General features: G+C 49.6%; 21 protein-coding genes, 8 tRNA genes and 1 rRNA gene. All 30 read left to right on the forward strand.

Annotated elements, in window-relative coordinates:
• Window positions 1-7 precede the first annotated feature (7 nt).
• The 30 genes from GPK49_RS07820 (at window position 8) to GPK49_RS07965 (ending at window position 22193) form a co-directional block, all read left to right on the forward strand.
• Window positions 8-79, forward strand: a tRNA-Glu gene (locus tag GPK49_RS07820).
• 7 nt (window positions 80-86) lie between these two features.
• Window positions 87-204, forward strand: a 5S ribosomal RNA gene (rrf, locus tag GPK49_RS07825).
• 8 nt (window positions 205-212) lie between these two features.
• A tRNA-Thr gene (locus tag GPK49_RS07830) sits at window positions 213-285 on the forward strand.
• A gap of 25 nt (window positions 286-310) precedes the next feature.
• Window positions 311-384, forward strand: a tRNA-Ile gene (locus GPK49_RS07835).
• A 19-nt stretch (window positions 385-403) separates the two neighbouring features.
• A tRNA-Asp gene (locus GPK49_RS07840) sits at window positions 404-477 on the forward strand.
• A gap of 6 nt (window positions 478-483) precedes the next feature.
• Window positions 484-556, forward strand: a tRNA-Val gene (locus GPK49_RS07845).
• Between the two features lie 9 nt (window positions 557-565).
• Window positions 566-639: transfer RNA gene (locus GPK49_RS07850), tRNA-Met, on the forward strand.
• Between the two features lie 6 nt (window positions 640-645).
• Window positions 646-717 (forward strand) — tRNA-Gln (locus GPK49_RS07855).
• Between the two features lie 225 nt (window positions 718-942).
• Window positions 943-1416 (forward strand): 2-C-methyl-D-erythritol 2,4-cyclodiphosphate synthase, encoded by a 474-nt coding sequence (gene ispF, locus GPK49_RS07860; protein ID WP_215677292.1) that lies wholly within the window; start codon window positions 943-945, stop codon window positions 1414-1416.
• A 577-nt stretch (window positions 1417-1993) separates the two neighbouring features.
• Window positions 1994-2572: a serine O-acetyltransferase EpsC gene (epsC, locus tag GPK49_RS07865; protein ID WP_016406581.1), complete on the forward strand. Its 579-nt coding sequence runs from the start codon at window positions 1994-1996 to the stop codon at window positions 2570-2572.
• A 110-nt stretch (window positions 2573-2682) separates the two neighbouring features.
• A complete protein-coding gene (gene cysS / locus GPK49_RS07870) occupies window positions 2683-4095 on the forward strand; it encodes a cysteine--tRNA ligase (RefSeq protein WP_215677294.1) in 1413 nt (470 codons plus the stop codon).
• 3 nt (window positions 4096-4098) lie between these two features.
• The gene (locus GPK49_RS07875) at window positions 4099-4524 is read left to right on the forward strand and encodes a Mini-ribonuclease 3 (RefSeq protein ID WP_016406583.1); all 426 of its coding nucleotides are present in this window, start codon (window positions 4099-4101) and stop codon (window positions 4522-4524) included.
• Between the two features lie 96 nt (window positions 4525-4620).
• Window positions 4621-5397, forward strand: coding sequence for a 23S rRNA (guanosine(2251)-2'-O)-methyltransferase RlmB (rlmB, locus tag GPK49_RS07880; protein ID WP_215677297.1), 777 nt, complete (start codon window positions 4621-4623; stop codon window positions 5395-5397).
• Between the two features lie 161 nt (window positions 5398-5558).
• Window positions 5559-6077 carry an NYN domain-containing protein gene (locus tag GPK49_RS07885; RefSeq protein WP_016406585.1) on the forward strand — a complete coding sequence of 173 codons (519 nt, stop codon included), beginning with the start codon at window positions 5559-5561 and terminating at the stop codon, window positions 6075-6077.
• A gap of 19 nt (window positions 6078-6096) precedes the next feature.
• Complete coding sequence (gene sigH, locus GPK49_RS07890) at window positions 6097-6750, forward strand: RNA polymerase sporulation sigma factor SigH (protein ID WP_016406586.1); 654 nt, start codon at window positions 6097-6099, stop codon at window positions 6748-6750.
• A gap of 35 nt (window positions 6751-6785) precedes the next feature.
• Window positions 6786-6858, forward strand: a tRNA-Thr gene (locus GPK49_RS07895).
• 485 nt (window positions 6859-7343) lie between these two features.
• The gene (gene aroF / locus GPK49_RS07900; RefSeq protein ID WP_118582940.1) at window positions 7344-8360 is read left to right on the forward strand and encodes a 3-deoxy-7-phosphoheptulonate synthase; all 1017 of its coding nucleotides are present in this window, start codon (window positions 7344-7346) and stop codon (window positions 8358-8360) included.
• A gap of 29 nt (window positions 8361-8389) precedes the next feature.
• Window positions 8390-9238: a prephenate dehydrogenase gene (locus tag GPK49_RS07905; protein ID WP_215677299.1), complete on the forward strand. Its 849-nt coding sequence runs from the start codon at window positions 8390-8392 to the stop codon at window positions 9236-9238.
• 15 nt (window positions 9239-9253) lie between these two features.
• Window positions 9254-10309: a 3-dehydroquinate synthase gene (aroB, locus tag GPK49_RS07910; RefSeq protein WP_215677301.1), complete on the forward strand. Its 1056-nt coding sequence runs from the start codon at window positions 9254-9256 to the stop codon at window positions 10307-10309.
• Between the two features lie 12 nt (window positions 10310-10321).
• A complete protein-coding gene (gene aroA, locus GPK49_RS07915) occupies window positions 10322-11647 on the forward strand; it encodes a 3-phosphoshikimate 1-carboxyvinyltransferase (protein ID WP_215677303.1) in 1326 nt (441 codons plus the stop codon).
• Window positions 11637-12725, forward strand: coding sequence for a chorismate synthase (gene aroC / locus GPK49_RS07920; RefSeq protein WP_118582898.1), 1089 nt, complete (start codon window positions 11637-11639; stop codon window positions 12723-12725). The genes aroA and aroC overlap by 11 nt, the downstream gene beginning before the upstream one ends.
• 18 nt (window positions 12726-12743) lie before the next feature.
• Window positions 12744-13883, forward strand: coding sequence for a bifunctional chorismate mutase/prephenate dehydratase (locus GPK49_RS07925; RefSeq protein ID WP_016408199.1), 1140 nt, complete (start codon window positions 12744-12746; stop codon window positions 13881-13883).
• A 4-nt stretch (window positions 13884-13887) separates the two neighbouring features.
• The gene (gene aroQ / locus GPK49_RS07930) at window positions 13888-14322 is read left to right on the forward strand and encodes a type II 3-dehydroquinate dehydratase (RefSeq protein WP_016408198.1); all 435 of its coding nucleotides are present in this window, start codon (window positions 13888-13890) and stop codon (window positions 14320-14322) included.
• Between the two features lie 44 nt (window positions 14323-14366).
• Entirely contained in the window at window positions 14367-15557 is a 1191-nt protein-coding gene (locus GPK49_RS07935) for a pyridoxal phosphate-dependent aminotransferase (protein ID WP_215677305.1), read from the forward strand.
• A gap of 88 nt (window positions 15558-15645) precedes the next feature.
• On the forward strand, window positions 15646-15849 hold the full coding sequence (locus tag GPK49_RS07940) for a hypothetical protein (RefSeq protein WP_215677307.1): 204 nt from the start codon (window positions 15646-15648) through the stop codon (window positions 15847-15849).
• 26 nt (window positions 15850-15875) lie between these two features.
• Window positions 15876-16307: a division/cell wall cluster transcriptional repressor MraZ gene (mraZ, locus tag GPK49_RS07945; protein WP_118582943.1), complete on the forward strand. Its 432-nt coding sequence runs from the start codon at window positions 15876-15878 to the stop codon at window positions 16305-16307.
• Between the two features lie 112 nt (window positions 16308-16419).
• Entirely contained in the window at window positions 16420-17361 is a 942-nt protein-coding gene (gene rsmH, locus GPK49_RS07950; RefSeq protein ID WP_215677309.1) for a 16S rRNA (cytosine(1402)-N(4))-methyltransferase RsmH, read from the forward strand.
• Between the two features lie 36 nt (window positions 17362-17397).
• Complete coding sequence (locus tag GPK49_RS07955) at window positions 17398-17931, forward strand: hypothetical protein (protein WP_215677311.1); 534 nt, start codon at window positions 17398-17400, stop codon at window positions 17929-17931.
• Window positions 17932-17937: 6 nt separating this feature from the next.
• Window positions 17938-20181, forward strand: a complete 2244-nt coding sequence (locus GPK49_RS07960) for a penicillin-binding transpeptidase domain-containing protein (RefSeq protein WP_215677313.1) — start codon at window positions 17938-17940, stop codon at window positions 20179-20181.
• A 68-nt stretch (window positions 20182-20249) separates the two neighbouring features.
• Window positions 20250-22193 carry a penicillin-binding transpeptidase domain-containing protein gene (locus tag GPK49_RS07965; RefSeq protein ID WP_215677314.1) on the forward strand — a complete coding sequence of 648 codons (1944 nt, stop codon included), beginning with the start codon at window positions 20250-20252 and terminating at the stop codon, window positions 22191-22193.
• The last annotated feature ends 21 nt before the right edge of the window (window positions 22194-22214 follow it).

Genomic DNA, 22214 nt, shown 5'->3' on the forward strand with positions numbered 1-22214 from the left:
TTTCTATGGTCCGTTGGTCAAGGGGTTAAGACACCGCCCTTTCACGGCGGTAACGCGGGTTCGAATCCCGCACGGATCATGATATTTCCGGTGACGATGCGCCTAGGGGACACACCCGTTCCCGTTCCGAACACGACGGTTAAGACCTAGGCGGTCGATGGTACTTGGTGGGCAGCTGCCTGGGAGAGTAGATGGTCGCCGGAATTCAATAAGCCGATGTGGCTCAATTGGCAGAGCAGCTGACTTGTAATCAGCAGGTTATCGGTTCGAGTCCGATCATCGGCTTACTTTTTTTATTAGTGGTTTCTTTGGGTCTTTAGCTCAGTTGGTTAGAGCATCCGGCTCATAACCGGACGGTCCCGGGTTCAAGTCCCTGAAGACCCACTTATTCTTAATTGCATATGGCTCAGTAGCTCAGTTGGTTAGAGCGCCGGCCTGTCACGCCGGAGGTCGAGGGTTCGAGCCCCTTCTGAGTCGTTTTGTGGAAGTTTAGCTCAGCTGGGAGAGCATCTGCCTTACAAGCAGAGGGTCACAGGTTCGAGCCCTGTAACTTCCACTTTCTTATGGCGGAGTAGCTCAGTTGGCTAGAGCATGCGGTTCATACCCGCAGTGTCAGGGGTTCAAATCCCTTCTCCGCTACTATACTGGGGTATCGCCAAGTGGTAAGGCAACGGATTCTGATTCCGTCATTCGCAGGTTCGAATCCTGCTACCCTAGCTTCGAGAGTCTGAAAAGGCTCTCTTTTTTTATGCGCTTAAGCCGGTATGAAAAAAATCTGAGGCAATATGTGGTTGACAGAAGGAGAAAATCGGATTATATTGGAAAACAAAGATAAAAACACAGTTCGACTTGCGGCAGGCAAAGCGTCTGAAAAAACACAAGGGACATTGAATCGTAGGGAGAATTTATTCTCCCTCCGGCATATATTGAAAGGAGAAAAGCATGAGAATCGGCTCCGGTTATGATGTGCATAAATTAGCAGAAGGCAGAGATTGTATCATTGGCGGCGTGAAAATCCCCTATGAAAAGGGCTTATTGGGACATTCCGATGCGGATGTACTGCTGCATGCCATTGCGGATGCGCTTCTGGGGGCGGCTGCCTTGGGCGATATCGGGAAGCATTTTCCCGATACAGATCCGCAATATAAAGGGGCGGACAGCAGAAAATTATTATCCCACGTTTTGGGGTTGATTTTGGCAGAAGGATATTGTATAATAAATATCGATGCGACAATTATTGCACAAAGACCCAAAATGGCACCGCATATCGAACAAATGCGGAAAAATATTGCAGAAACCCTTCGGATTGATTTGAAGCAGATTAACGTCAAAGCAACAACAGAGGAGGGGCTTGGGTTTACCGGTGCAGGCTTGGGCATCGCAGCTTCGGCAGTTTGTCTGCTGGAGGAAAAATAAGAATATCAAAACAAGAAAAAGTGATGATGGAAAAGAGTAATCCTCTTGGGAAATGGTGATTTTCCAATCCACCTGACAGAGAATAACGGCCTTGGTGAAAGGCGGTGAGATTTGAGTTTATGCTTTGGCATAAATTTGATTGTCACTACCTTAAAATACATTGGGTGTAAGCCGTTTACAGACTGGGGGAGGATGAAGTGCGTTCCTGAACTGAGCGGGCGAACTGAGAGTAGCCTGTATCCGTTGACACCGTTACAGTCATTGAGGTGAGATGGTATTTTTAGATGCCGTCTAAGTAAAGTGGAACCGCGATATTTTTCGTCTTTGCATATTTTTGCAAAGGCGTTTTTTATTACAAAAAAACGAGCAGAAGGACAAATATGTCATTCCAAAAGGGAGGTGAGCCAGATGGCTTCTTGGAAGGAAAAAAGCGGAAATCGGGGGCTGATTGGCTGCCTGTGCATGCAATTTATCGAAGGACCGAGACGGACGGAAGTGTGTAGCAAGCCCTCTGTGTAAGCAGCAGGGCGTTCTGATAAAAGCACACTATGGATATCGTTTTAGGAGGAATTTTGATATGTTGAAGGAATTTTGGAAAGAATCTGTTGCAGTGATAAAAGAAAAAGACCCTGCGTTTAAAAGTGCGATTGAGGTATTGCTTTACCCCAGCTTCTGGGCAGTGGTAAACCATCGCATTGCGCACAGCCTGTATAAAAAGGGTCTGCTGGTGCCTGCACGCTTTGTGTCACAGCTGTCTCGTTTTCTGACAGGGATTGAGATTCACCCCGGCGCAACCATCGGCAAGCGCTTCTTTATTGACCACGGCGCAGGCATTGTTATCGGGGAAACCGCAGAAATCGGGGATAATGTTATGCTGTACCACGGGGTAACGCTGGGCGGTACCGGTAAGCAGAAAAATAAACGTCACCCGACCGTTGAGGATAATGTTATGATTGGCGCAGGCACGATTGTGCTTGGTCCTGTTACCATCGGCGCGAATACAAAAATTGGTGCAGGCTCTGTGGTAACGCAGGATTTGCCTCCCAATGTAACCGCTGTCGGCTCTCCTGTTATGATTGTGCGCAAGGACGGCGTGCGGATTCCGCCGGTTGCCCCCGAACAGCTGACAGGGCATATAAAGAGAAGAGCAATCTGATTCGCAGAAAAGATATGTTTTTCCGGAAAAAGAAAAGAAAAATACGGCAAAAATCGGATTTTTGTGTTATACTATTTTGATAGATTAGGAAGAAGGAAAGGTGAATTCCCATGAAATTATATAATACCATGACAAGACAGAAGGAAGAATTCGTACCCATGGAGGAAGGCAAGGTAAAAATGTACGTTTGCGGCCCTACCGTGTACGATTATATCCATATCGGCAACGCAAGACCCTACGTTGTTTTTGATACGGTAAGACGCTATCTGGAATATAAGGGCTACGAGGTTACCTATGTGCAGAACTTCACGGACGTTGATGACAAAATCATCAACAGAGCCAATAAGGAAGGCAAAACCATGGCGGAAATCTCTAATAAATACATTGAAGAAGCATTCCGCGATGCAGATGGTCTGAATGTAAAAAGAGCAACCGTACACCCTCGCGTAACAGAGGAAATGGACGGTATTATCGCAATGGTGCAGACCCTGATTGATAAGGGCTTTGCGTATGAGGACCATGGCACTGTTTATTATGATACAAAGAAATTCCCTGAATATGGCAAGCTTTCCAGAAAAAATCTGGATGAGCTGATTGCGGGCGCATCTGAGCGTGTTACGATTGATGATGCAAAGAAAAATCCGACAGACTTCGTTCTGTGGAAGCCCAAAAAAGAGGGCGAACCCAGCTGGACATCCCCTTGGGGCGAAGGCAGACCCGGTTGGCATATCGAATGCTCCGTTATGTCCAAGCATCATCTGGGGGATACCTTTGATATCCATGCAGGCGGCGAGGATTTGATTTTCCCTCACCATGAAAACGAAATCGCACAGTCCGAAGCAGCAAACGGCTGTACCTTTGCAAGATATTGGCTGCACAATGGCTTTATTACCGTTGATAATGAAAAAATGTCCAAATCTCTGGGCAACTTCTTCACCGTAAGAGATATTGCAAAGCATTTCCCTTATGAGGTTATCCGTTTCTTCATTCTGAACGGTCACTACAGAAGCCCCATCAACTTCAGCGATGAACTGATGAAGGCTTGCCAGAACGGTCTGGAAAGAATTAAAAATGCAAGAAAAGAACTGAATTTCTATATCAAGAATGTAGCAGATACTAAAATGACAGCGGAGGAAGCTGCAAAAGAGGCAGAGCTGAACGGCTACAAGGAGCAGTTTGAAGCAGCGATGGATGATGACTTCAATACAGCGGATGCCGTTTCTGCAATCTATGAGCTGGTGCGTTTCTCCAATACAGAAATCAAGGCAGGCGCATCCAAGGAATTTGCAGAAAAAATTCAGGATATGCTGGATCACCTGTGCGGTGTTCTGGGCATTGCCGAAGTGGCAGAGGAAGAAGTATCTGATGAGGATGTTGCAAAGATTGAAGCACTGATTTCCGAAAGAACCGAAGCAAAGAAGGCAAAGGATTTCGCAAAGGCGGATGCCATCAGAGATGAGCTGGCAGCGATGGGCATTACCATTAAGGATACCCGTCAGGGCGTACAGTGGTTCAGAGGCTAAGCTATGAATTTAGAAGAACTGGATGTGGTTTTAGGCGGACGGAGCATACTGAACCCAAGAGAATATAATTCCCTTGCACTTGCGCATATCGGGGATGCGGTATTTGAGGTTCTGGTGCGGCTGACCGTTTTGACGGACGGCAATGCCCCTGTGAATAAGCTGCATAAAAAAGCAAGAGCCATTGTCAATGCAAAGGCGCAGGCAGAAATGTATTATCGGATTCAGGATATCCTGACAGAGGAGGAGGCGGATGTGTTCCGCAGAGGACGCAATGCAAAATCCTTCACTGTGCCGAAAAATGCCGATTTGATGGATTATCGCCATGCGACAGGCTTGGAAGCACTGTTCGGCTACCTTTATCTCAAGGGAGAAAAAGAGAGAGTTGTAGAGCTGTTTAAGCTGGGAATGGCAGAAAAATTGGAAAAGTAACTGAAAAACAAAGCCGAAGGGAGGGGCGGAATGCCTCTGAAAGTCCCCTCGGCTTTATGCTGTATGAATGAAACCGTAAAATATAGGCGAGGAGGGATGTTTTTGGAAAGAGAAAACAGACGGGAAAGAGAATGGAACGAAAATCAGCTGGAGGGCAGAAATGCCGTGCTGGAGGTGCTGCGCAGCGGCAGAGATATCGAAAAGATTATGGTGCAGAAGGGCAACGTGGAGGGCACGATTAAGCGGATTGTTGCACAGGCGGCAGAAAAAGGCGTTGTCATTCAGGAGGTAAGCCGCCAGAAGCTGGACGAGCTTTCCCAGACAAAGAACCATCAGGGCGTGATCGCGCTGGTTTCCGCGCATGATTATGTAGAGGTGGAGGATATTCTTGCGGCGGCAAGAGCAAAGGGAGAAGACCCCTTTATCATCCTTCTGGATGGTATCACGGATCCGCATAATCTGGGCGCGATTCTCAGAACGGCGGAATGTGCCGGCGCGCATGGCGTGATTATCCCGAAGCGTCGCTCCGTCGGGCTGAATGCAACAGTCGGAAAAACCTCCGCAGGCGCGATAGAATATATGCCTGTGGCAAAGGTGACGAATCTCGTGAAAACCATGGAGCAGCTCAAGAAGGAGGGGCTTTGGTTTGCCTGTGCGGATATGGGCGAAAATGACCATTTCGATACCAATCTGAAAGGCCCTATCGGTTTGGTGATTGGCAGTGAGGGTGAGGGTGTCAGCAGATTGGTGAAGGAAAACTGCGATTTCACCGCATCTATCCCGATGTATGGAAAAATTTCTTCTTTAAATGCCTCTGTTGCGGCAGCACTGCTGATGTATGAGGTTGTGCGTCAGAGAAATTACAGCAAATAATGATTTAATGACGTTGTTCCATATCCCTTGTGAGGATTGTATGCTTGCCTTGATTTTGCAGCACCAAGTATTGGTGCTGCGGTATCGGGTTCCAAGGGAGTGACTCCCTTGGCTGGGGGTTCGGGGGACAGCGTCCCCCGGAGAGAAAGGAGGGGAATCTGTTGGCAAAGGAATTTTTGCTTGTGGATGGCTATAATATTATCCACGCCTGGAGCGAATTGAGAGAGCTGGTGGAGGATGTCAGTCTGGAAAGCGCCCGCCAGCGGCTGATGGATATCCTCTCGAATTATAAAGGCACCAAGCAGGCAACGGTCATTCTGGTGTTCGATGGCTATCTGGTCAAGGGGAATATCGGTACCGTCTATGAATATAACAATATTTTCGTAGTCTATACCAAGGAAGCGGAAACCGCCGACCATTATATCGAGCGTGTCGTAACCTCCATGCCGAAGCATTATAAGGTGCGCGTGGCAACGGGGGACGGTCTGGAGCAGCTGATTATTTATGGGCAGGGGGCGATTCGTATGACGGCGAGAGAGCTATGGAACGAGGTTACTGCCGCCGAAACGGAGCTGCGTGAACGCTTTATCCGGAACAGACCGCCGAAAAATAATATTCTGGCGGACCATCTGGATGAGGAAGCCTTGGCATGGTTTGAGGAATTGCGTCGAAAAAAATAAACAACAACGGAGAATTTTTATGGCAGAAATGACAAGAGAACAGAAATATGCGACAACAAGGGATGAGGAGCTGGTACTGCTGGCGCAGAGCGGCGATGAGGAGGCACAGGAATTTTTGTTGGATAAATATAAATTTTTGGTGCGCGCAAAGTCGAGAGCCTATTTCCTGATTGGTGCGGATAACGAGGATATCATTCAGGAGGGCATGATTGGGCTGTATAAGGCAGTGCGTGATTATAATGAGGAAAAGAATGCATCCTTCCACAGCTTTGCGGAGCTTTGCGTGAATCGCCAGATGATTACCGCGATTAAGGCAGCGACCAGACAGAAGCATCAGCCGCTCAATTCCTATGTTTCTCTGAATAAGCCCGTTTATGAGGAGGAATCCGAGCAGACCTATATGGATCTTTTGCAGAGTGGTGCCTTGCTCAATCCGGAGGTTCTCCTGATTGGGCAGGAAAATAAAAGCTTTCTTGAGCACCAGATGATGAAAAAGCTCAGCAGCTTTGAAACCAGAGTGCTTGTGCTTTATCTGCAGGGCAGAAGCTATTTTGAAATTGCCCGCGTTCTGGATAAGCCCGAAAAATCCATTGATAACGCCCTTCAGCGCGTCAAGAAAAAATTAGAGCATTTTTTGGAAGAAAAAAATCTTGACGAGGCGGAGGGAATATGATACTATAGACAGGCTGATAGTTTTTATCAACCTTTGCTGCTATGGCTCAGTAGGTAGAGCGTCGCCTTGGTAAGGCGGAGGTCACGGGTTCGAATCCCGTTAGCAGCTTGTAAGACCCTTGAGGAATCAAGGGTCTTTTTTCATATTATCTGTTTCCCATGTACTACAACCCACTATTGTATTGAAAGAAATACACGAAAATTTCCGCATTTTCCAAAAACCTTTCGCCTTTTTTCACAGAATTGATTTTTTTGCCGAAATGGGTTTACTTTCGTTAACCGATGTGCTAGTATGATTAAAACTAAATCACCAAGCAAAAAAAGAAAGAGGATGCAAATCATGAAACAGAATCAGATTTTTGCAACTGCATACTTTTACTTTTACCGTGTTTTCAGAGATTCAAAGTGAATTTTACTGTTAAGGAAAGACGGTTTGTTTTGATGGTTTTTTCTTATTGAAAGCATAGGAGCTTCGCAGTGAAATTCGCTGCGAAGCTTTTTCTTTTATATGAGAAAAGCGTGCAGCACAAAAAAGCTTGTGAAGCAGGAACAAAAGAAAACAAGACAAAAGGATTTTTTAAGGAGGAGAAAATTATGGTAGTAGTATTGAAACCCGACACAAAGGAAGAACAGATTGAAAACCTGAAGGTATGGCTTAGCAGCATGGGCATCAGCACCCATATTTCCCGTGGTGTGAATCATACCATCGTTGGTCTGGTTGGCGATACCTCTGTGGTAGATATGGATCTGGTCAGAGCGTTGGATATCGTTGAAAATGTGCAGCGTATTCAGGAGCCCTTCAAAAATGCAAACCGTAAATTCCATAATGCAGATCAGGTAGTTGATATTGCAGGCGTAAAAATCGGCGGCGGCAATTTCCAGATTATCGCAGGTCCCTGTTCCGTTGAAAGCGAAGCGCAGGTTTGTGAAATCGCAGAAAGAGTCAAAGCGGCAGGCGCAGGTCTGCTGCGTGGCGGCGCATTCAAGCCCAGAACCTCCCCCTACGCATTCCAGGGTCTGAAGGGCGATGGTCTGAAGCTGCTGGTAGAAGCAAAGCAGCTGACAGGTCTGCCCATCGTTTCCGAAATCATGAATGCGGTACACATCCCCATGTTTGAAGAATCCGTTGATCTTGTGCAGGTTGGCGCAAGAAATATGCAGAACTTCGAGCTGCTGAAGGAGGTCGGCAAGATGTCCAAGCCTATTCTGCTGAAAAGAGGTCTTGCAAATACGATTGATGAGCTTCTGATGAGCGCAGAATACATCATGGCAAGCGGCAACGAAAACGTAATCCTTTGCGAAAGAGGGATTCGTACCTTTGAAACCAGAACAAGAAACACACTGGATCTGAGTGCCGTTCCTGTTTTGAAAAAGCTGACCCATTTGCCTATCGTGGTTGACCCCAGCCATGCAATGGGCTATGCACATCTTGTAAAGCCCATGGCAATGGCAGCAACCGTAGCGGGCGCGGACGGCTTGATGATTGAGGTGCACAATAACCCTGCAAAGGCACTGTGCGACGGCCCTCAGTCCCTGACACCCGATCAGTTCGATGATGTTGCAAAGCAGGTATTCCAGCTGAGACCCTTCGCCTGCAAATACGATTACTAATCAAGCGGTAGGAAAAGAGGGTGAATGATATGAAGGTTGGCGTAGTTGGTCTTGGGCTGATTGGCGGCTCTATGGCAAAGGCAGTAAAGAAAAAAACAGAGCATACGGTGCTTGGATGGGATGTCTCCGAAACCATTCGCTACAGTGCATTGCTGATGGAGGCGGTGCATGGTTTTATGGAGGACGGCAACCCCAAGGATTGTGATTTGGTTCTGCTGGGGTTATATCCTCATTTGACTGTGGAATATATCCAAAAGCACGCAAAGGATTTCAAAAAGGGCGCGGTTGTGGTCGATTGTGCCGGTGTAAAAAGAGTGGTCTGCGAGCAGGTGCAGGCGGTAGCGGAAGAAAACGGCTTTACCTTCGTGGGGGCGCACCCTATGGCAGGCGTGGAACGCTCCGGCTTTACCTATTCCACAGCAGATATGTTCAACGGCGCAACGCTGGTTGTAACACCGTATAAGGGAACAGACCTCGGCCTGATGAATGCACTGAGCATGTTTTTCAAAAAGCTGGGCTTCGCAAGATTGAAATTTACCACGACAGAGGAGCATGATGCAATGATTGCATATACCTCTCAGCTGGCACATGTGGTTTCCAGTGCGTATGTCAAGGGTGCATTGTCCGATAATTTCAAGGACTTTTCCGGCGGCAGCTTTCAGGACATGACCCGTGTGGCGCGCTTGAATGAAAATATGTGGACGGAGCTGTTTCTGGATAACGGCGATAACCTTGCCAATGAGATTGACAGCCTGATTGCACGCATGCAGGCATACAGCACCGCGATTAAGGCGAAGGATGCGGATACCCTGCGTGAGCTGCTCAGAGAGGGCAGAGAAAAATGTATCGCCATTGATGAAATCAAGGACTTTGATTAAGGTTGTGAAAATAGTATGAGAAAAGTGATTGTCAGTGCGTCTACGGAATATGCGGTTCTGATTGGACGGGGACTGCTTGCACAGCTTGGGACGGAGGTTGCCAAACGCATCCGCCCCTGCAAGGCGGCAGTTATCACAGATACAACAGTAGAAAAGCTTTATGCGGAGCAGGCGGAGCAATCCTTAGCGGCGGCAGGGTTCACCACCTGCCGCTTTTCCTACCCTGCCGGGGAGGGCTCCAAGCATATCGGCACATTGAGCGATATGCTGGAATTTCTGGCAGAGCAGGAAATCACCCGACAGGATATCATTATTGCGCTGGGCGGCGGTGTTGCAGGTGATATGGCAGGCTTCGCGGCGGCGGTTTATCAGAGAGGAATTCGCTTTGTGCAGGTGCCGACCACATTTCTGGCGGCGGTGGATTCCTCTGTCGGCGGCAAAACAGCCATTGACCTCAGGGCAGGCAAAAATATGGCAGGCGCGTTTTATCAGCCGCAGATGGTGCTCTGCGATGTGGATACCTTAGATACCCTGCCCGAAGAAATTTTCGCGGACGGCATTGCCGAAACGCTGAAATACGGCGTAATCGGGGATGCGAAGCTGTTTGCGGAAACGGCATCGGGTGATTTTAGGGAAAAGCTGGAGGAAATCATTGAAACCTGCGTAAAAATGAAACGGGATATCGTCAATGAGGATGAATTTGATACAGGTCTGCGGCAGCTGCTCAATCTGGGGCATACCTTGGGACATTCCATTGAAAAGAACAGCAATTTCACCCTTTCGCATGGGCATGCCGTAGCCATCGGGATGCATCTGATTGCGAAGGCAGCGGAGCGGCGCGGTCTTGCGGAAAAAGGGCTTGCGGAAACCATCCGACAGGCACTTCTGCACAACAACCTTCCTACTTCCACTTCCTATACGGCGGAGGAAATTGCGGCAGGTGTATTAAAGGATAAAAAACGCAGAGGCGGCGAAATCAGCTTTGTCCTCCCGACGAAAATCGGGCATTGCGAAATCGTGAAAATCCCGACGGAGGAAGTGTTGGATTTAGTCAGAACGGCATTGGCGTAAAGGCGGTATGATATGAATATAAAAATTGAGAAAACTCCATTAAAACAGGGGCAGGTGCGTATCATTTCCTCGAAATCCGATGGGCACCGCTCGCTGATTGCGGCGGCATTGGCAGAGGAGGAAAGCGTGCTGTTCGTGGATGGCTGGTCTGAGGATATGGAAGCGACGGCGCGCTGTCTGCAAAGCCTTGGTGCGGAAATTGAGCGCGAACCCTCGGGCATTTATGTGATGCCGATTGGGTGTCCGCTCCCCTGTCCAGTGGACAGGATTGGACAGGCAAATGGACAGGGCATTGGACAGGCAGATGGACAGCTTTGTACCCTCGACTGCGGCGAAAGCGGTTCCACCCTCCGTTTTCTGCTCCCGATTGCGGGCGCATTGGGAAAGCATTGCCGCTTCGAAGGCAAGGGGAGACTCCCCGAACGCCCGATTGGCGTTTTGCTGGATGAGATGGCAAGGCATGGCTGCAAGGCAGACGGCGACCACCTTCCTGTTACATTGGAAGGCAAGCTGACCGCCGGCGTATATACCCTGCCGGGGAATGTCAGCTCCCAGTTTATCACAGGGCTGCTGTTTGCGCTGCCGTTATTGGAGGGCGAAAGCGAAATTCGCCTGACAACAAAAATCGAATCTAAGGGCTATATTGATATGACGCTGAAAACGCTGAAGACCTTCGGGATTACGGTAACGGAAACCGAAAACGGCTGGAGCATCCCCGGCGGGCAGAAATACCATGGCCCGCGGATGCGCTATGCAGAGGGGGATTGGAGCAATGCGGCGTTCTGGCTCGTTGCAGGCGCGATTGGCGGCAGCATCGGCTGTCAGGGGCTGGATATGGAATCTCCCCAAGGGGATCGGGCGATTGCCGCTCTGTTGGAGGAATTTGGCGCGGAAACGAAGGTTGTGCTGAACCAGATTACGGCAACCCATAAGGAAATGAAGGGCATCCGTATTGATGCGTCCCAAATTCCCGATTTGGTGCCGATTCTTTGCGTAGCGGCGGCTGCGGCAGAGGGCAAAACCGAAATTTACAACGCAGGCAGACTGCGGATGAAGGAAAGCGACCGATTGGCTGTGATGGTGGAATGTATGCAGAAAATCGGCGTGGAGGTGGAGGAAAAGCCCGACAGCATTATCATTACAGGCGGCTGTAATCCACCTGAGGGGGAAATCGTGATAGATTCCCATAATGACCACCGTATCGTGATGGCAATGGCGATTGCGGCGGTGAGCCTTGGCGTAGAGCTGACGATTCTGGGTGCAGAGGCGGTCAATAAATCTTATCCGTCCTTCTTTATAGAGCTGGCGAAGCTGGGAGGTGTGACAAATGTCCTCTAGTTTTGGAGAAAAAGTAAAAATTATGATTTTCGGGCAGTCTCATTCCGAGGCAATCGGTGTGGTGATTGACGGCTTGCCTGTGGGGGAGGAAATTGATTTAGAGGCGGTGCGGAAATTCATGGAACGCCGCGCCCCCGGCAGAAATGCCTATTCCACACCCCGTAAGGAGGCAGACCTGCCCCGTGTGGTATCGGGCTTATTTGAAGGGAAAACCTGCGGCGCACCGATTTGTGCCGTGATTGAAAACACAAATACACGCTCGAAGGATTATGATAAATTGAAGGATTTGCCCAGACCGGGGCATGCGGATTTTACGGCGTGGGTGAAATATAAGGGAGCGAATGACCATCGCGGCGGCGGTCATTTTTCCGGCAGGCTGACCGCACCGCTTTGCTTTGCGGGCGCAGTCTGCATGCAGATTTTGGAAAGAAGGGGCATCCATATCGGCGCGCATATTCTTTCTATCAAGGGCGTGCAGGATACCCCCTTTGATGCGGTGGCTGTGGATGCAGATACCTTGAAGGCTGTCACGGAAAAGGTCTTCCCTGTGCAGAATGACGCGGCAGGGGAGGAAATGCAGGCGACGATTGCGGCGGCAAAGGAAAACGCCGATTCTGTCGGCGGTGTGATTGAATGTGCGGTGGTAGGTCTGCCTGTCGGCGTGGGCGAGCCTATGTTTGACGGACTGGAAAGCAGACTGGCGGCGGCGATTTATGCCATTCCTGCCGTAAAGGGCGTGGAATTTGGCGAGGGCTTTGGTGTAGCGGCGCTGTTTGGTTCAGAAAATAATGACAATTTCACATATCAGGCGGATGGTACGGTTCGGACAACAACGAACCATCACGGCGGCTCTCTGGGCGGCATTTCGAGCGGCATGCCCCTTGTGCTGCGGGCGGCATTTAAGCCGACCCCCTCGATTGGGCAGACGCAGGATACCATCAGTATCAGCAAAGGAGAAAACGATACACTTGCCATTGTAGGCAGACATGATCCCTGTATTGTGCCGCGTGCGGTGCCTTGCGTGGAGGCGGCAGCGGCGGTTGCGCTTCTGGATCTGATTTGCAGGATGGAGCAGTGAGAAAGGTGGGAAAATACAATGGATTTGAATGCAGTGAGAGAACGCATCAATGCGATTGATGACCAGATTGTGGATTTATTCGTGGAGCGCATGAAGGCTTCTGCGGATGTTGCCAGCGCAAAGGCGGAAAAGAATCTGCCCGTTCTGGATTTACGCAGAGAGCAGGCGGTTCTGGAAAAGGTAATGGAGCGTGGCGGCGAGGAATTTGAAATTTATATCAATAAGCTGTATCAGACAATTTTCGATATCAGCAAGAGCTATCAGGCAGGGCTTCTGACAAAGGAAACAGCACTTTCCGAAGAAATTCTGAAAAACATTGCAGATCCTCACATGGAATTTCCCAGAAAAGCTGTTGTTGCCTGTCAGGGCGTGGAGGGCTCCTATGCGGCAAGAGCATGCGACAGATTGTTTGCATTGCCCAGCAAGATGTATTTCAGCAACTTCGAGAGTGTATTCAATGCGGTGGAATCCGGTCTATGCAGATATGGCGTGCTGCCCATCGAAAACAGCTCCGCAGGCTCTGTAACCGAGGTATATGACCTGATGGTGCGCCATAAATTCTATATCGTAAAGAGCATTAAGCTGCACATCAGCCATGCGCTTCTGGCAAAGCCCGGCGTGAAGCTGGAGGATGTGAAGGAGGTTGTTTCTCATACACAGGCATTGCAGCAGTGCAGCAATTTCCTGAAGGCGAACCCCAACATCAAGGTAACGATTTTTGAAAATACGGCAACCGCAGCGAAATATGTTGCGGAAAGCGGCAGAACAGACCTTGCGGCGCTTTCCTCCACGGACTGCGCGAAGCTGTATGGACTGCATGTTTTGCAGGATGGCGTGCAGAATAACGAAAACAACTATACCAGATTTATCTGCATTGCAAAGAACATGGAAATTTATGCAGGCTCCAACCGCATCAGCCTGATGCTTTCTCTGGATCACAGACCCGGTTCTCTGCATGAAATGATTGGGAAATTTGCCTGCCGCGGCATCAACCTGTGCAAGCTGGAAAGCCGCCCGATTCCGGGGAAGGATTTCGAGTTCCGTTTCTATTTCGATTTGGACGGCTCTGTTTTCTCTCCCGAAACCATGACGGTGCTGAAGGATATTGAGCAGGCGGCAGAAAGCCTGTCCTTCTTAGGCTGCTATTCCGAGGTGTAAGATTATGAAGATTTTAGTGATCAACGGCCCGAATATCAATATGCTTGGGATTCGGGAAAAAAATATTTACGGTGCCGAGACCTACGAGGATTTGAAGGCACTTCTGGAGAAAACCTTTGCCGAAAAGGGCGTGGAGGGCGAAATTTATCAATCCAACCATGAGGGGGATTTGGTAGACCGCATCCAGCAGGCATATTTTGACGGCACAGAGGGAATTGTGATTAACCCTGCGGCGTATACGCATACGAGCGTTGCGATTCTGGACGCGCTGAAGGCAGTTCGCCTGCCTGCAGTGGAGGTGCATATCTCCGATGTGAAGGAAAGAGAGGATTTCCGCCAGATTTCCTATGCGGGGAAGGCTTGCGTGAAAACCATCATGGGCAGAGGTCTCAAGGGCTATGTGGATGCCATTGCTTTCCTTGTGGAAAACAAGGCGTAAGCGGAAAAAATACAAAAGAAAAAAAGGAAAGAAGGTGACAGCCAATGATTTCCGAAAAGATGTCTAAGCTGTTGGAGAGAAGCGCTGCCATGAGTAGCATGTATACAGAAAGTGCAAGATTAAAGGAAAAATACGGCGCGGAAAATGTGTATGACTTCGGGATGGGCAATCCCAACCTGCCTGCGCCCGACAGTATTCGGGAAACGAGTATCCGCGTTTTGCAGGAAACCGACCCTTGGTATCTGCATCATTATATGCCGAATAACGGCTTTCCGGAGGCAAGGGAGAAGATTGCCGCAAGCCTGAACCGCCGCTTTGGGGAGCATTTTGATGCGAACAACATCATGATGTGTACCGGTGCGGCAGGGGGCTTGAACTGCCTGCTGAAGGTGCTGATGGACCCTGGGCAGGAGATTCTGACCTTTGCGCCCTATTTCGGGGAATACGACAGATATGCGGACAACGTAGGCTGCACGCTGACGACAGTGCCGCCGAATATTCCTACCTTTCAGCCCGACCCTGCGGCATTGGAAAAATGCGTGACGGAAAAGACGAGAGCCGTTTTGATTGATAACCCCAACAACCCGACGGGGGTGGTGTATAATGAGGAGACGATTCGGGCGATTGCTGCGGTTCTGGCAAAAAAGGAGCAGGAATACGGGCATGCGATTTATCTGATTTCGGATGAGCCGTATCGGGAATTGGTGTTTGACGGGGCAAGCGTGCCTTGGATTCCGAATGATTATAAAAACACGATTGTGGCGTATTCCTTCTCGAAATCCCTTTCCCTGCCGGGTGACCGTATTGGCTATCTGGCACTGCGCAGCGAGGTGGAGGACTTTGAAAATATCGTTGCGGCTGTTGCAGTTGCAACACGCATTACGGGCTTTATCAATGCCTCCGGCTTACAGCAGTTGGTTTGCGCCAGATGCTGCGATGAGACGGTGGATATCAGCTTTTATGATAAAAACAGAAAACGCCTGTATGACGCGCTGACGGCATACGGCTATGAAATGCCGAAGCCGGAGGGGGCGTTCTATCTGTTTATGAAAACGCCGACGGAAAACGATTTGGAATTTGTGGAGAAAATCAAGGAGCATCGGATTTTGCTGACACCCGGCAGTGGGTTCGGCTGTCCCGGCTATGTGCGGATTGCGTACTGCGTTGCGCCGGGGACCATCGAAGGGGCATTGCCCGGCTTCAAAGCCATGATGGAATATTATAAAAATAAATAAATACAAGCAGGAGAACTCGAAAACCCATTTTTCGGGTTCTTTTTTTATGCTTTTCTTTCTTTTGTGGATGCAGGGGAGGAAGGGGAGAATGGGAAAAAATGTATTTTGGTGGGAGGTGGAGGAGAACTTCTTTTTTTCTTGGGGAAAGTGCTTGAAGGAAAGCGCTTTTTTAATGAAAAAATCAATAGAAATGGGGCGGAAGGGGTTGTTTTTTTGTGGCGGCTATATTACAATGTGGTTAAAAGTGGCGCAAAGTGGTTTTTTGTGGTGGAAAACTACCGCGAAGGTGTGAAAGTGGCGGAAGGTGGTGACAGCGAAATGTTCTTAGGGCAATATCAGCACTCGATTGATGCAAAGGGGCGTTTAATCGTTCCGGCAAAGTTCAGAGAGGGGCTTGGCGAGCGTTTCGTTGTGACAAAGGGGCTGGATAACTGCCTGTTTGCTTATCCGCAGGAGGAATGGAAGATTTTCGAGGAAAAGCTGAAGCAGCTTCCGCTGACAAACCCCGGTGCGCGTAAATTTGTGCGTTTTTTCTTTGCAGGCGCGGTGGAATGTGAGTTGGATAATCAGGGAAGAATTATGGTGCCGACGCATCTGAGAGAATACGCAGGCTTGAAAAAGGATATTGTTTCTATTGGTGTGAATAACCGCATTGAAATTTGGAATAAGGATAATTGGAACGAATACAGCGACGAAGAGGATTACATCAGCAACGAGCTTGCTTTTGAGATGGAAAATCTGGGAATCTAACGAATCCTTTTGCAATCTTTGATTGCAAAAGGATTCGTTAGAAGCTGATTCGTTATGAATGACTTAAAAGATAGATATCACACAACACAGACAAATCGGAAAGGCGGCAGGCATGGAATTTCATCATATTTCCGTACTCCTGAACGAGTGCATCGACAATTTGAATATCAGGCCTGACGGCATTTATGTAGACGGTACCATGGGCGGCGGCGGTCATTCCCTGGAGATTGCAAAACGGCTGACAACCGGTCGTTTGATTTGCATTGACCAGGACCCCAACGCGCACGAGGCGGCAGGAAAGCGATTGGCGGAATACAAGGACAGAATCACATTTGTCAGAGATAATTTTGGGAATATCGCAAATATTCTGGACAGTCTGGGGATAGAAAAAATCGACGGGATGTTGCTGGATATCGGTGTTTCCTCGCATCAGCTGGATGAAGCGGAGCGCGGCTTTTCCTATCAGCAGGATGCCCCGTTGGATATGCGGATGAATCCGGACAGGCCCTTCAGTGCGTATGACGTGGTGAACGGCTATGACGAGGATGAGCTGGACAGAGTGATTTTCACCTATGGCGAGGAGCGTTGGGCGAGAAGAATCGCGCAGTTTATCGTAAAGGAAAGAGAAGCAAAGCCCATTGAAACAACGGGCGAGCTGGTAGATATTATCAAAAAGGCAGTGCCGAAGGGCGCAAGAAAGGATGGTCCCCATCCGGCAAAGCGCACCTTTCAGGCAATTCGCATAGAGGTAAACGGTGAGCTGGAGGTACTGCAAAGGGCGATTGATGACGTTGCCGCAAGGCTTGCGGTCGGCGGCAGGCTCTGCATCATCACCTTCCATTCCTTAGAGGACAGAATTGTGAAGGAGGCCTTCCGCAAGCAGGAAAATCCCTGTATCTGTCCGCCGCAGTTTCCTGTATGCGTCTGCGGCAAAAAGCCTTTGGGCAGGGTGATTACCAGAAAGCCCATTTTACCGAGCAAGGAAGAATTAGAGGAAAATCCTCGTTCCAGAAGCGCAAAGCTGCGTGTGCTGGAGGGGGTTTCGCAGGATTGATAAATATTGAAAAGACCCGAGAAAGGAGGGGAAAGGATGGCAGCAAGAGACGAGAAGAACAGAAAACGCAACCAGAGCGGTTCTTATTATACCTACGGCAATGTGGCGTATGAATTGCAGCCCGATTATACCCCCTACCGTGTGCGGGAGGAGGAAGAGGAACGGCGCAGAGAAGCGGCGCGCATTGCCAAGGAGGCGGAAAGAGAAAATAAGGTTTCCTTTGCGAAAATGGTAGGCGTTGCGATTATGCTGTTTATCGGCTGTATTGCATTTATGGGGATGCACGTTATGGTAGATCAGGCGGAGGTTTCTCTCAGAAGGGAAAAAAGCAAACTGGAGGACCTGAAATCCGCAAATGCGATTCTGGAGGCAGAGCTGACAGAACAGCTGGATATGGACTACATCAAGCAGGAGGCAACAGAACGGCTTGGCATGAGCGAACCGCAGCCCTATCAGGTGGTTTATATCAACGTACCCAAGCAGAGCTATACGGTGCAGCATGATACAGAGGAAACGACAGCGGAAGCCTCTTTGGTGGACAGGATTTTAGATTTCTTTAAAAAGGATTGATGATAGATGAGAAGAAAGGCCAGAGGAATAAAAGCGAATCAAAGGTTTGCTTTTATTCTTTTTGTGTTTATGGTGATTTTGACGGTATTATTCGGCAGAGTGCTGTATTGGAAGGTTGTGCATGGCGCGGAATTTGAAGCGGCGGCGAAAAATCAGCAGATTAACCGCTATGACTTAGTCAATGCGGCAAACCGCGGCAGTATTCTGGACAGAAATGAGCAGGTGCTTGCCGTTTCGACAGCGGTGTATAACGTGGTATTAGACCCCTTGCAGCTGGCGGAGGAGGACGATGCCAAGAAAACGAAGAAGACCTTTGATACCCTTTGCGAATATTTCCCCGATTTGAACTACGAGGATTTGGAATATCATATTACAAAAAATCAGGAAACGGGCAAAATCAATACGCCGACACACTGGAAATATCTGGTGAAGGGCGTGGAGAGAAGCGTGAAGGAGGAGCTGGAAAAGAAAAAGCTGCTGGGGGTTTATTTTGAGCAGAGCAGTAAGCGCTCCTATCCGCTGAAAACCTTAGCCTGCCATTTGATTGGCTTCAACAACACATGGGGGCTTGAGGGCTATTATAATGATGAAATGACGGGTACGCCCGGGCGTTCCTTTATCCTGTATCAGGGGGCGGACAAGGTAACCTATCAGGATTATGAGGCGCAGGACGGAGATACCATTGTGACAACACTGGATTACAACATTCAGCAGTACGCCGAGCAGGCGGTGAAGGAAACCATGGAAGCATGGCCCTCGGAGAACGTGGCGGCAATCGTGATGAACCCGAATACGGGGGAAATCTACGCGATGGCTTCTGCGGACACCTTTGACCTGAATGACCCCGATGAGCCGACAGAGCTTGCAACGGATGAAACCTTCAAGGAAACATGGGATGCCATGACGGATCAGGAAAAGAGCGACTATCTGAATACAATATGGAGAAATTTCTGCGTCAGCGATACCTACGAACCCGGTTCGATTTATAAGCCGCTGGTAGTAGCGGCGGCATTGGAGGAGGGCGTAATCACGAAGAACTCTACCTTCAATTGCAGCGGTAAAATTACGGTGGGAGACAGAGATATCAACTGCCATCTGCACAGCGGACACGGCACGCTTTCTGTTGAGGAAATCATGGCGCAGTCCTGTAACCCCGGTGTGATTCAGATTGCACAGAAGCTGGGGGCGGAAAAATTCTATAAATATCAGAAGGAATTCGGCTTCGGGCAGAAAACAGGCATTGACCTGCCGGGCGAAGCAGAGGGGATTCTGCATGCGGAATCGCAGCTGCGTCCCGTTGAGCTGGCAACAAGTTCCTTCGGGCAGACCTTTAACTGCACCTCTATCCAGATGGCAACTGCCTTTTCTGCGCTGATTAACGGCGGCAATCTGGTGAAGCCCTATGTGGTTTCGCAGATTGTGGATGATGACGGCTCTGTGGTGAAGGAGCAGACAGCAGAGGTTGTGCGTAAGGTGATTTCCCGGAAAACATCTGACTATATCCGTACTGCGCTGAAGGCAACGGTTGACCATGGTACGGGTAAGAAAATTGCGATTCCCGGATATTCCATCGGTTGTAAAACAGGGACGGCGGAGCAGGGCAAGCGTGACAAGAAGAACTGGACACTGACCCACATGGCATATTTCCCGGCGGAAAATCCGCAGTATCTGGTATTCAGCGTTATCCATAAGCCGCAGGGATATGAGGACGGCGTGCAGACCACCGCAACCATGACAAAGCAGATTATGGAAAACATTATTAAATATAAGAATCTGGAGCCGACAGAGGAAACGGAAGAAGCCGCAGCACTCAACGGCGGCAAGACGACCGTAACCATGCCCGATTACACAGACAGCAGCATCTATAATGTTGCGCTCGATTTGGAGGGCAAGGGGCTGACGTATAAGGTTGTCGGGACGGGCAACACGATTACGAATCAGGTGCCGAAGGCAGGCGCGAAGGTGGAAGCCGGCAGTGAGGTAATTCTGTATGTTGCGAAGGCGGAAGGAGAAGAGGGAACAGCGAAGGTGCCGAATGTGGTCGGGAAAAGCTACACCGAGGCAGTGAAAACGCTTTCGGATGCAGGCTTTGAGGTAACCTTTGAGGGCGAAACCACGAACAGCACCGTAACGGCGCAGGACCCGAAATACGGCGTTTCCGTAGAGGCGGACAGCGAGGTGAAAATCACGCTGACGAAGAAGGAAGCCGCGGAGGAAACGGCGGAGGAGCCGAAGAAAACAACGCAATAGAGAAAAGCATAGACACCCTGTCTTTTCTATACAATAATCAGTAGAGGGAAAAGACAGGGGTGTTTTGTATGGAGAAACCGACGATAAAGGCAAAAAAACGGCTTTTGCTTTTTTTGTTCTGTTCCATGTGCGGGTATCTGCTGTTGACGGGGCGGCTGGTTTTTATTGAGCTTTTTCGGGCGGAGGAATTGCAGGAGCTGGCGTATGAGCAGCAGACCAGAGACAGGCTGATTACGCCGAAGCGCGGCGCGATTCTTGACCGAAACGGGGAAGGGATTGCCCTGACGGAAACGGTAAACGCCGTGAGTGTGATTCCCGTGCAGGTGAAGGAAAAGGAGAAAACGGCGCAATTTTTGGCAGAAATGCTGGATTTGGAATATGACGAGGTTTTGGAAAAAATTAAGCAGAGGGTTGCCTTGGTGCGCATCAAAACAAAGGTGGACACCGAAACGGCGGCAGCCATCCGCAGGGCGAACTATGCGGGGGTAGAGGTGGACGAGGATGTGCGGCGCATCTATCCCTATACGAGCATGGCGGCGCAGGTGATTGGCTTTGTCGGGAAGGATAATCAGGGGATTATCGGCTTGGAGGCAAAATATGACAGGCTTCTGGAGGGGGAGCGGGGGAAGATTCTTACGCTGACGGATTCCAGAGGAAATGAGGTGGACAGCGAGCAAGAGCGGATTCCACCTGTGGATGGGAAAAATCTGGTGACAACGATGGATGTGGTGATGCAGCAATATGCGGAGCAGACCATTGCAAAGGCGGTGGAAACGAAGGGGGCAAAGCGCGGTGTTCTCATCATTCTGAATCCGCAGAATGGGGAAATTTACGCCATGGCGAATTACCCTTCGTTTGATTTGAATGAGCCGTTTACCATACAGGATGAAGCACTGGCGGCAAAATGGGACAGCTTTTCCGAGCAGGAGAAAAATGAGTATTTGAACAAAATGTGGCGCAATACCGCAATCAATGATACATACGAGCCGGGGAGTACGTTTAAAATTGTGACCTCCTCGGCAGGTCTGGAGGAGGGGGCTGTGACACCCGAAAGCAGCTTTTTCTGCCGCGGATTTTATGTGGCAGGGGACAGACAGATTAAATGCTGGCGCTATCCGCGCACACATGGGGCGGAAAGCTTTGTACAGGGGGTACAGAATTCCTGCAACCCTGTTTTTATGGAGGTTGGGGAGCGGTTGGGGGCGGAGACCTTTTTGGAATATATGAAAAAATTCGGTTTTGCCGAAAAAACGGGCATTGACCTTGCAGGCGAGGCAACGGGCATTATACATAAGGCGGAGAATGTCGGGCCTGTGGAGCTGGCAACGATGAGCTTTGGGCAGTCCTTTCAGATTACGCCTTTGCAGCTGTTGCGGGCGGCATCGGCAATCGTCAACGGCGGATATTTGATTACGCCGCATTTTGCAAGGGGGCTTGCGGACGAAAACGGCAGGCTGACAGAGGAATTTACCTATGAGACAGGCGAGCAGGTGATTTCCAAGGAAACCTCGGAAACGATGAAAGCGATTCTGGAAAGCGTGGTTTCCGAAGGAACGGGCAGCAAGGCATATATCCCCGGATACCGCATCGGCGGCAAGACGGCGACTTCGGAAAAGCTGCCGCGCAGAAGCGGAAAATATATTGCTTCGTTTCTATCCTTTGCGCCGGCGGAAAATCCGCAGGTGATGGCACTGGTGCTGATTGATGAGCCGCAGGGTGTTTATTACGGCGGCACGGTGGCAGGACCTGTGATGCAGGAGCTGCTGCGGAATATTCTGCCGTATCTGGGGATGGAAGCGAAATATGATGAAAAAGAGGCGGAAGAAGCGGCAGAATTGAAAACGATTGTACCCGACCTTCTGGGCATGACCTTAAACGAAGGAAAGAATGCACTTTTTCAGGCAGGGCTTTCTGCACGGCTTGAGACAGAGGGCGAGACCATCACAGGACAAATGCCGCCGGCAGGAGAAAGCGTAAACAAGGGAACGAAGGTTTTGCTCCGTATGGAATAGCGAAAAAGGGAAATGGCCTTT

It is taken from the genome of Clostridium sp. MCC345 (assembly GCF_018785345.1).
Lineage (GTDB): Bacteria > Bacillota > Clostridia > Lachnospirales > Anaerotignaceae > Anaerotignum_A > Anaerotignum_A faecicola.

Coding starts and splice junctions, on each gene's coding strand:
- aroF (WP_118582940.1), top strand. CDS start 7,344: ATGGTAGTAGTATTGAAACCCGACACAAAGGAAGAACAGATTGAAAAC.
- aroA (WP_215677303.1), top strand. CDS start 10,322: ATGAATATAAAAATTGAGAAAACTCCATTAAAACAGGGGCAGGTGCGT.
- GPK49_RS07960 (WP_215677313.1), top strand. CDS start 17,938: ATGAGAAGAAAGGCCAGAGGAATAAAAGCGAATCAAAGGTTTGCTTTT.
- GPK49_RS07875 (WP_016406583.1), top strand. CDS start 4,099: ATGAATTTAGAAGAACTGGATGTGGTTTTAGGCGGACGGAGCATACTG.
- ispF (WP_215677292.1), top strand. CDS start 943: ATGAGAATCGGCTCCGGTTATGATGTGCATAAATTAGCAGAAGGCAGA.
- GPK49_RS07905 (WP_215677299.1), top strand. CDS start 8,390: ATGAAGGTTGGCGTAGTTGGTCTTGGGCTGATTGGCGGCTCTATGGCA.
- GPK49_RS07935 (WP_215677305.1), top strand. CDS start 14,367: ATGATTTCCGAAAAGATGTCTAAGCTGTTGGAGAGAAGCGCTGCCATG.
- aroQ (WP_016408198.1), top strand. CDS start 13,888: ATGAAGATTTTAGTGATCAACGGCCCGAATATCAATATGCTTGGGATT.
- GPK49_RS07925 (WP_016408199.1), top strand. CDS start 12,744: ATGGATTTGAATGCAGTGAGAGAACGCATCAATGCGATTGATGACCAG.
- aroB (WP_215677301.1), top strand. CDS start 9,254: ATGAGAAAAGTGATTGTCAGTGCGTCTACGGAATATGCGGTTCTGATT.
- mraZ (WP_118582943.1), top strand. CDS start 15,876: ATGTTCTTAGGGCAATATCAGCACTCGATTGATGCAAAGGGGCGTTTA.
- cysS (WP_215677294.1), top strand. CDS start 2,683: ATGAAATTATATAATACCATGACAAGACAGAAGGAAGAATTCGTACCC.
- aroC (WP_118582898.1), top strand. CDS start 11,637: ATGTCCTCTAGTTTTGGAGAAAAAGTAAAAATTATGATTTTCGGGCAG.
- GPK49_RS07965 (WP_215677314.1), top strand. CDS start 20,250: ATGGAGAAACCGACGATAAAGGCAAAAAAACGGCTTTTGCTTTTTTTG.
- epsC (WP_016406581.1), top strand. CDS start 1,994: ATGTTGAAGGAATTTTGGAAAGAATCTGTTGCAGTGATAAAAGAAAAA.
- GPK49_RS07940 (WP_215677307.1), top strand. CDS start 15,646: ATGGGAAAAAATGTATTTTGGTGGGAGGTGGAGGAGAACTTCTTTTTT.
- rlmB (WP_215677297.1), top strand. CDS start 4,621: ATGTTTTTGGAAAGAGAAAACAGACGGGAAAGAGAATGGAACGAAAAT.
- GPK49_RS07955 (WP_215677311.1), top strand. CDS start 17,398: ATGGCAGCAAGAGACGAGAAGAACAGAAAACGCAACCAGAGCGGTTCT.
- sigH (WP_016406586.1), top strand. CDS start 6,097: ATGGCAGAAATGACAAGAGAACAGAAATATGCGACAACAAGGGATGAG.
- rsmH (WP_215677309.1), top strand. CDS start 16,420: ATGGAATTTCATCATATTTCCGTACTCCTGAACGAGTGCATCGACAAT.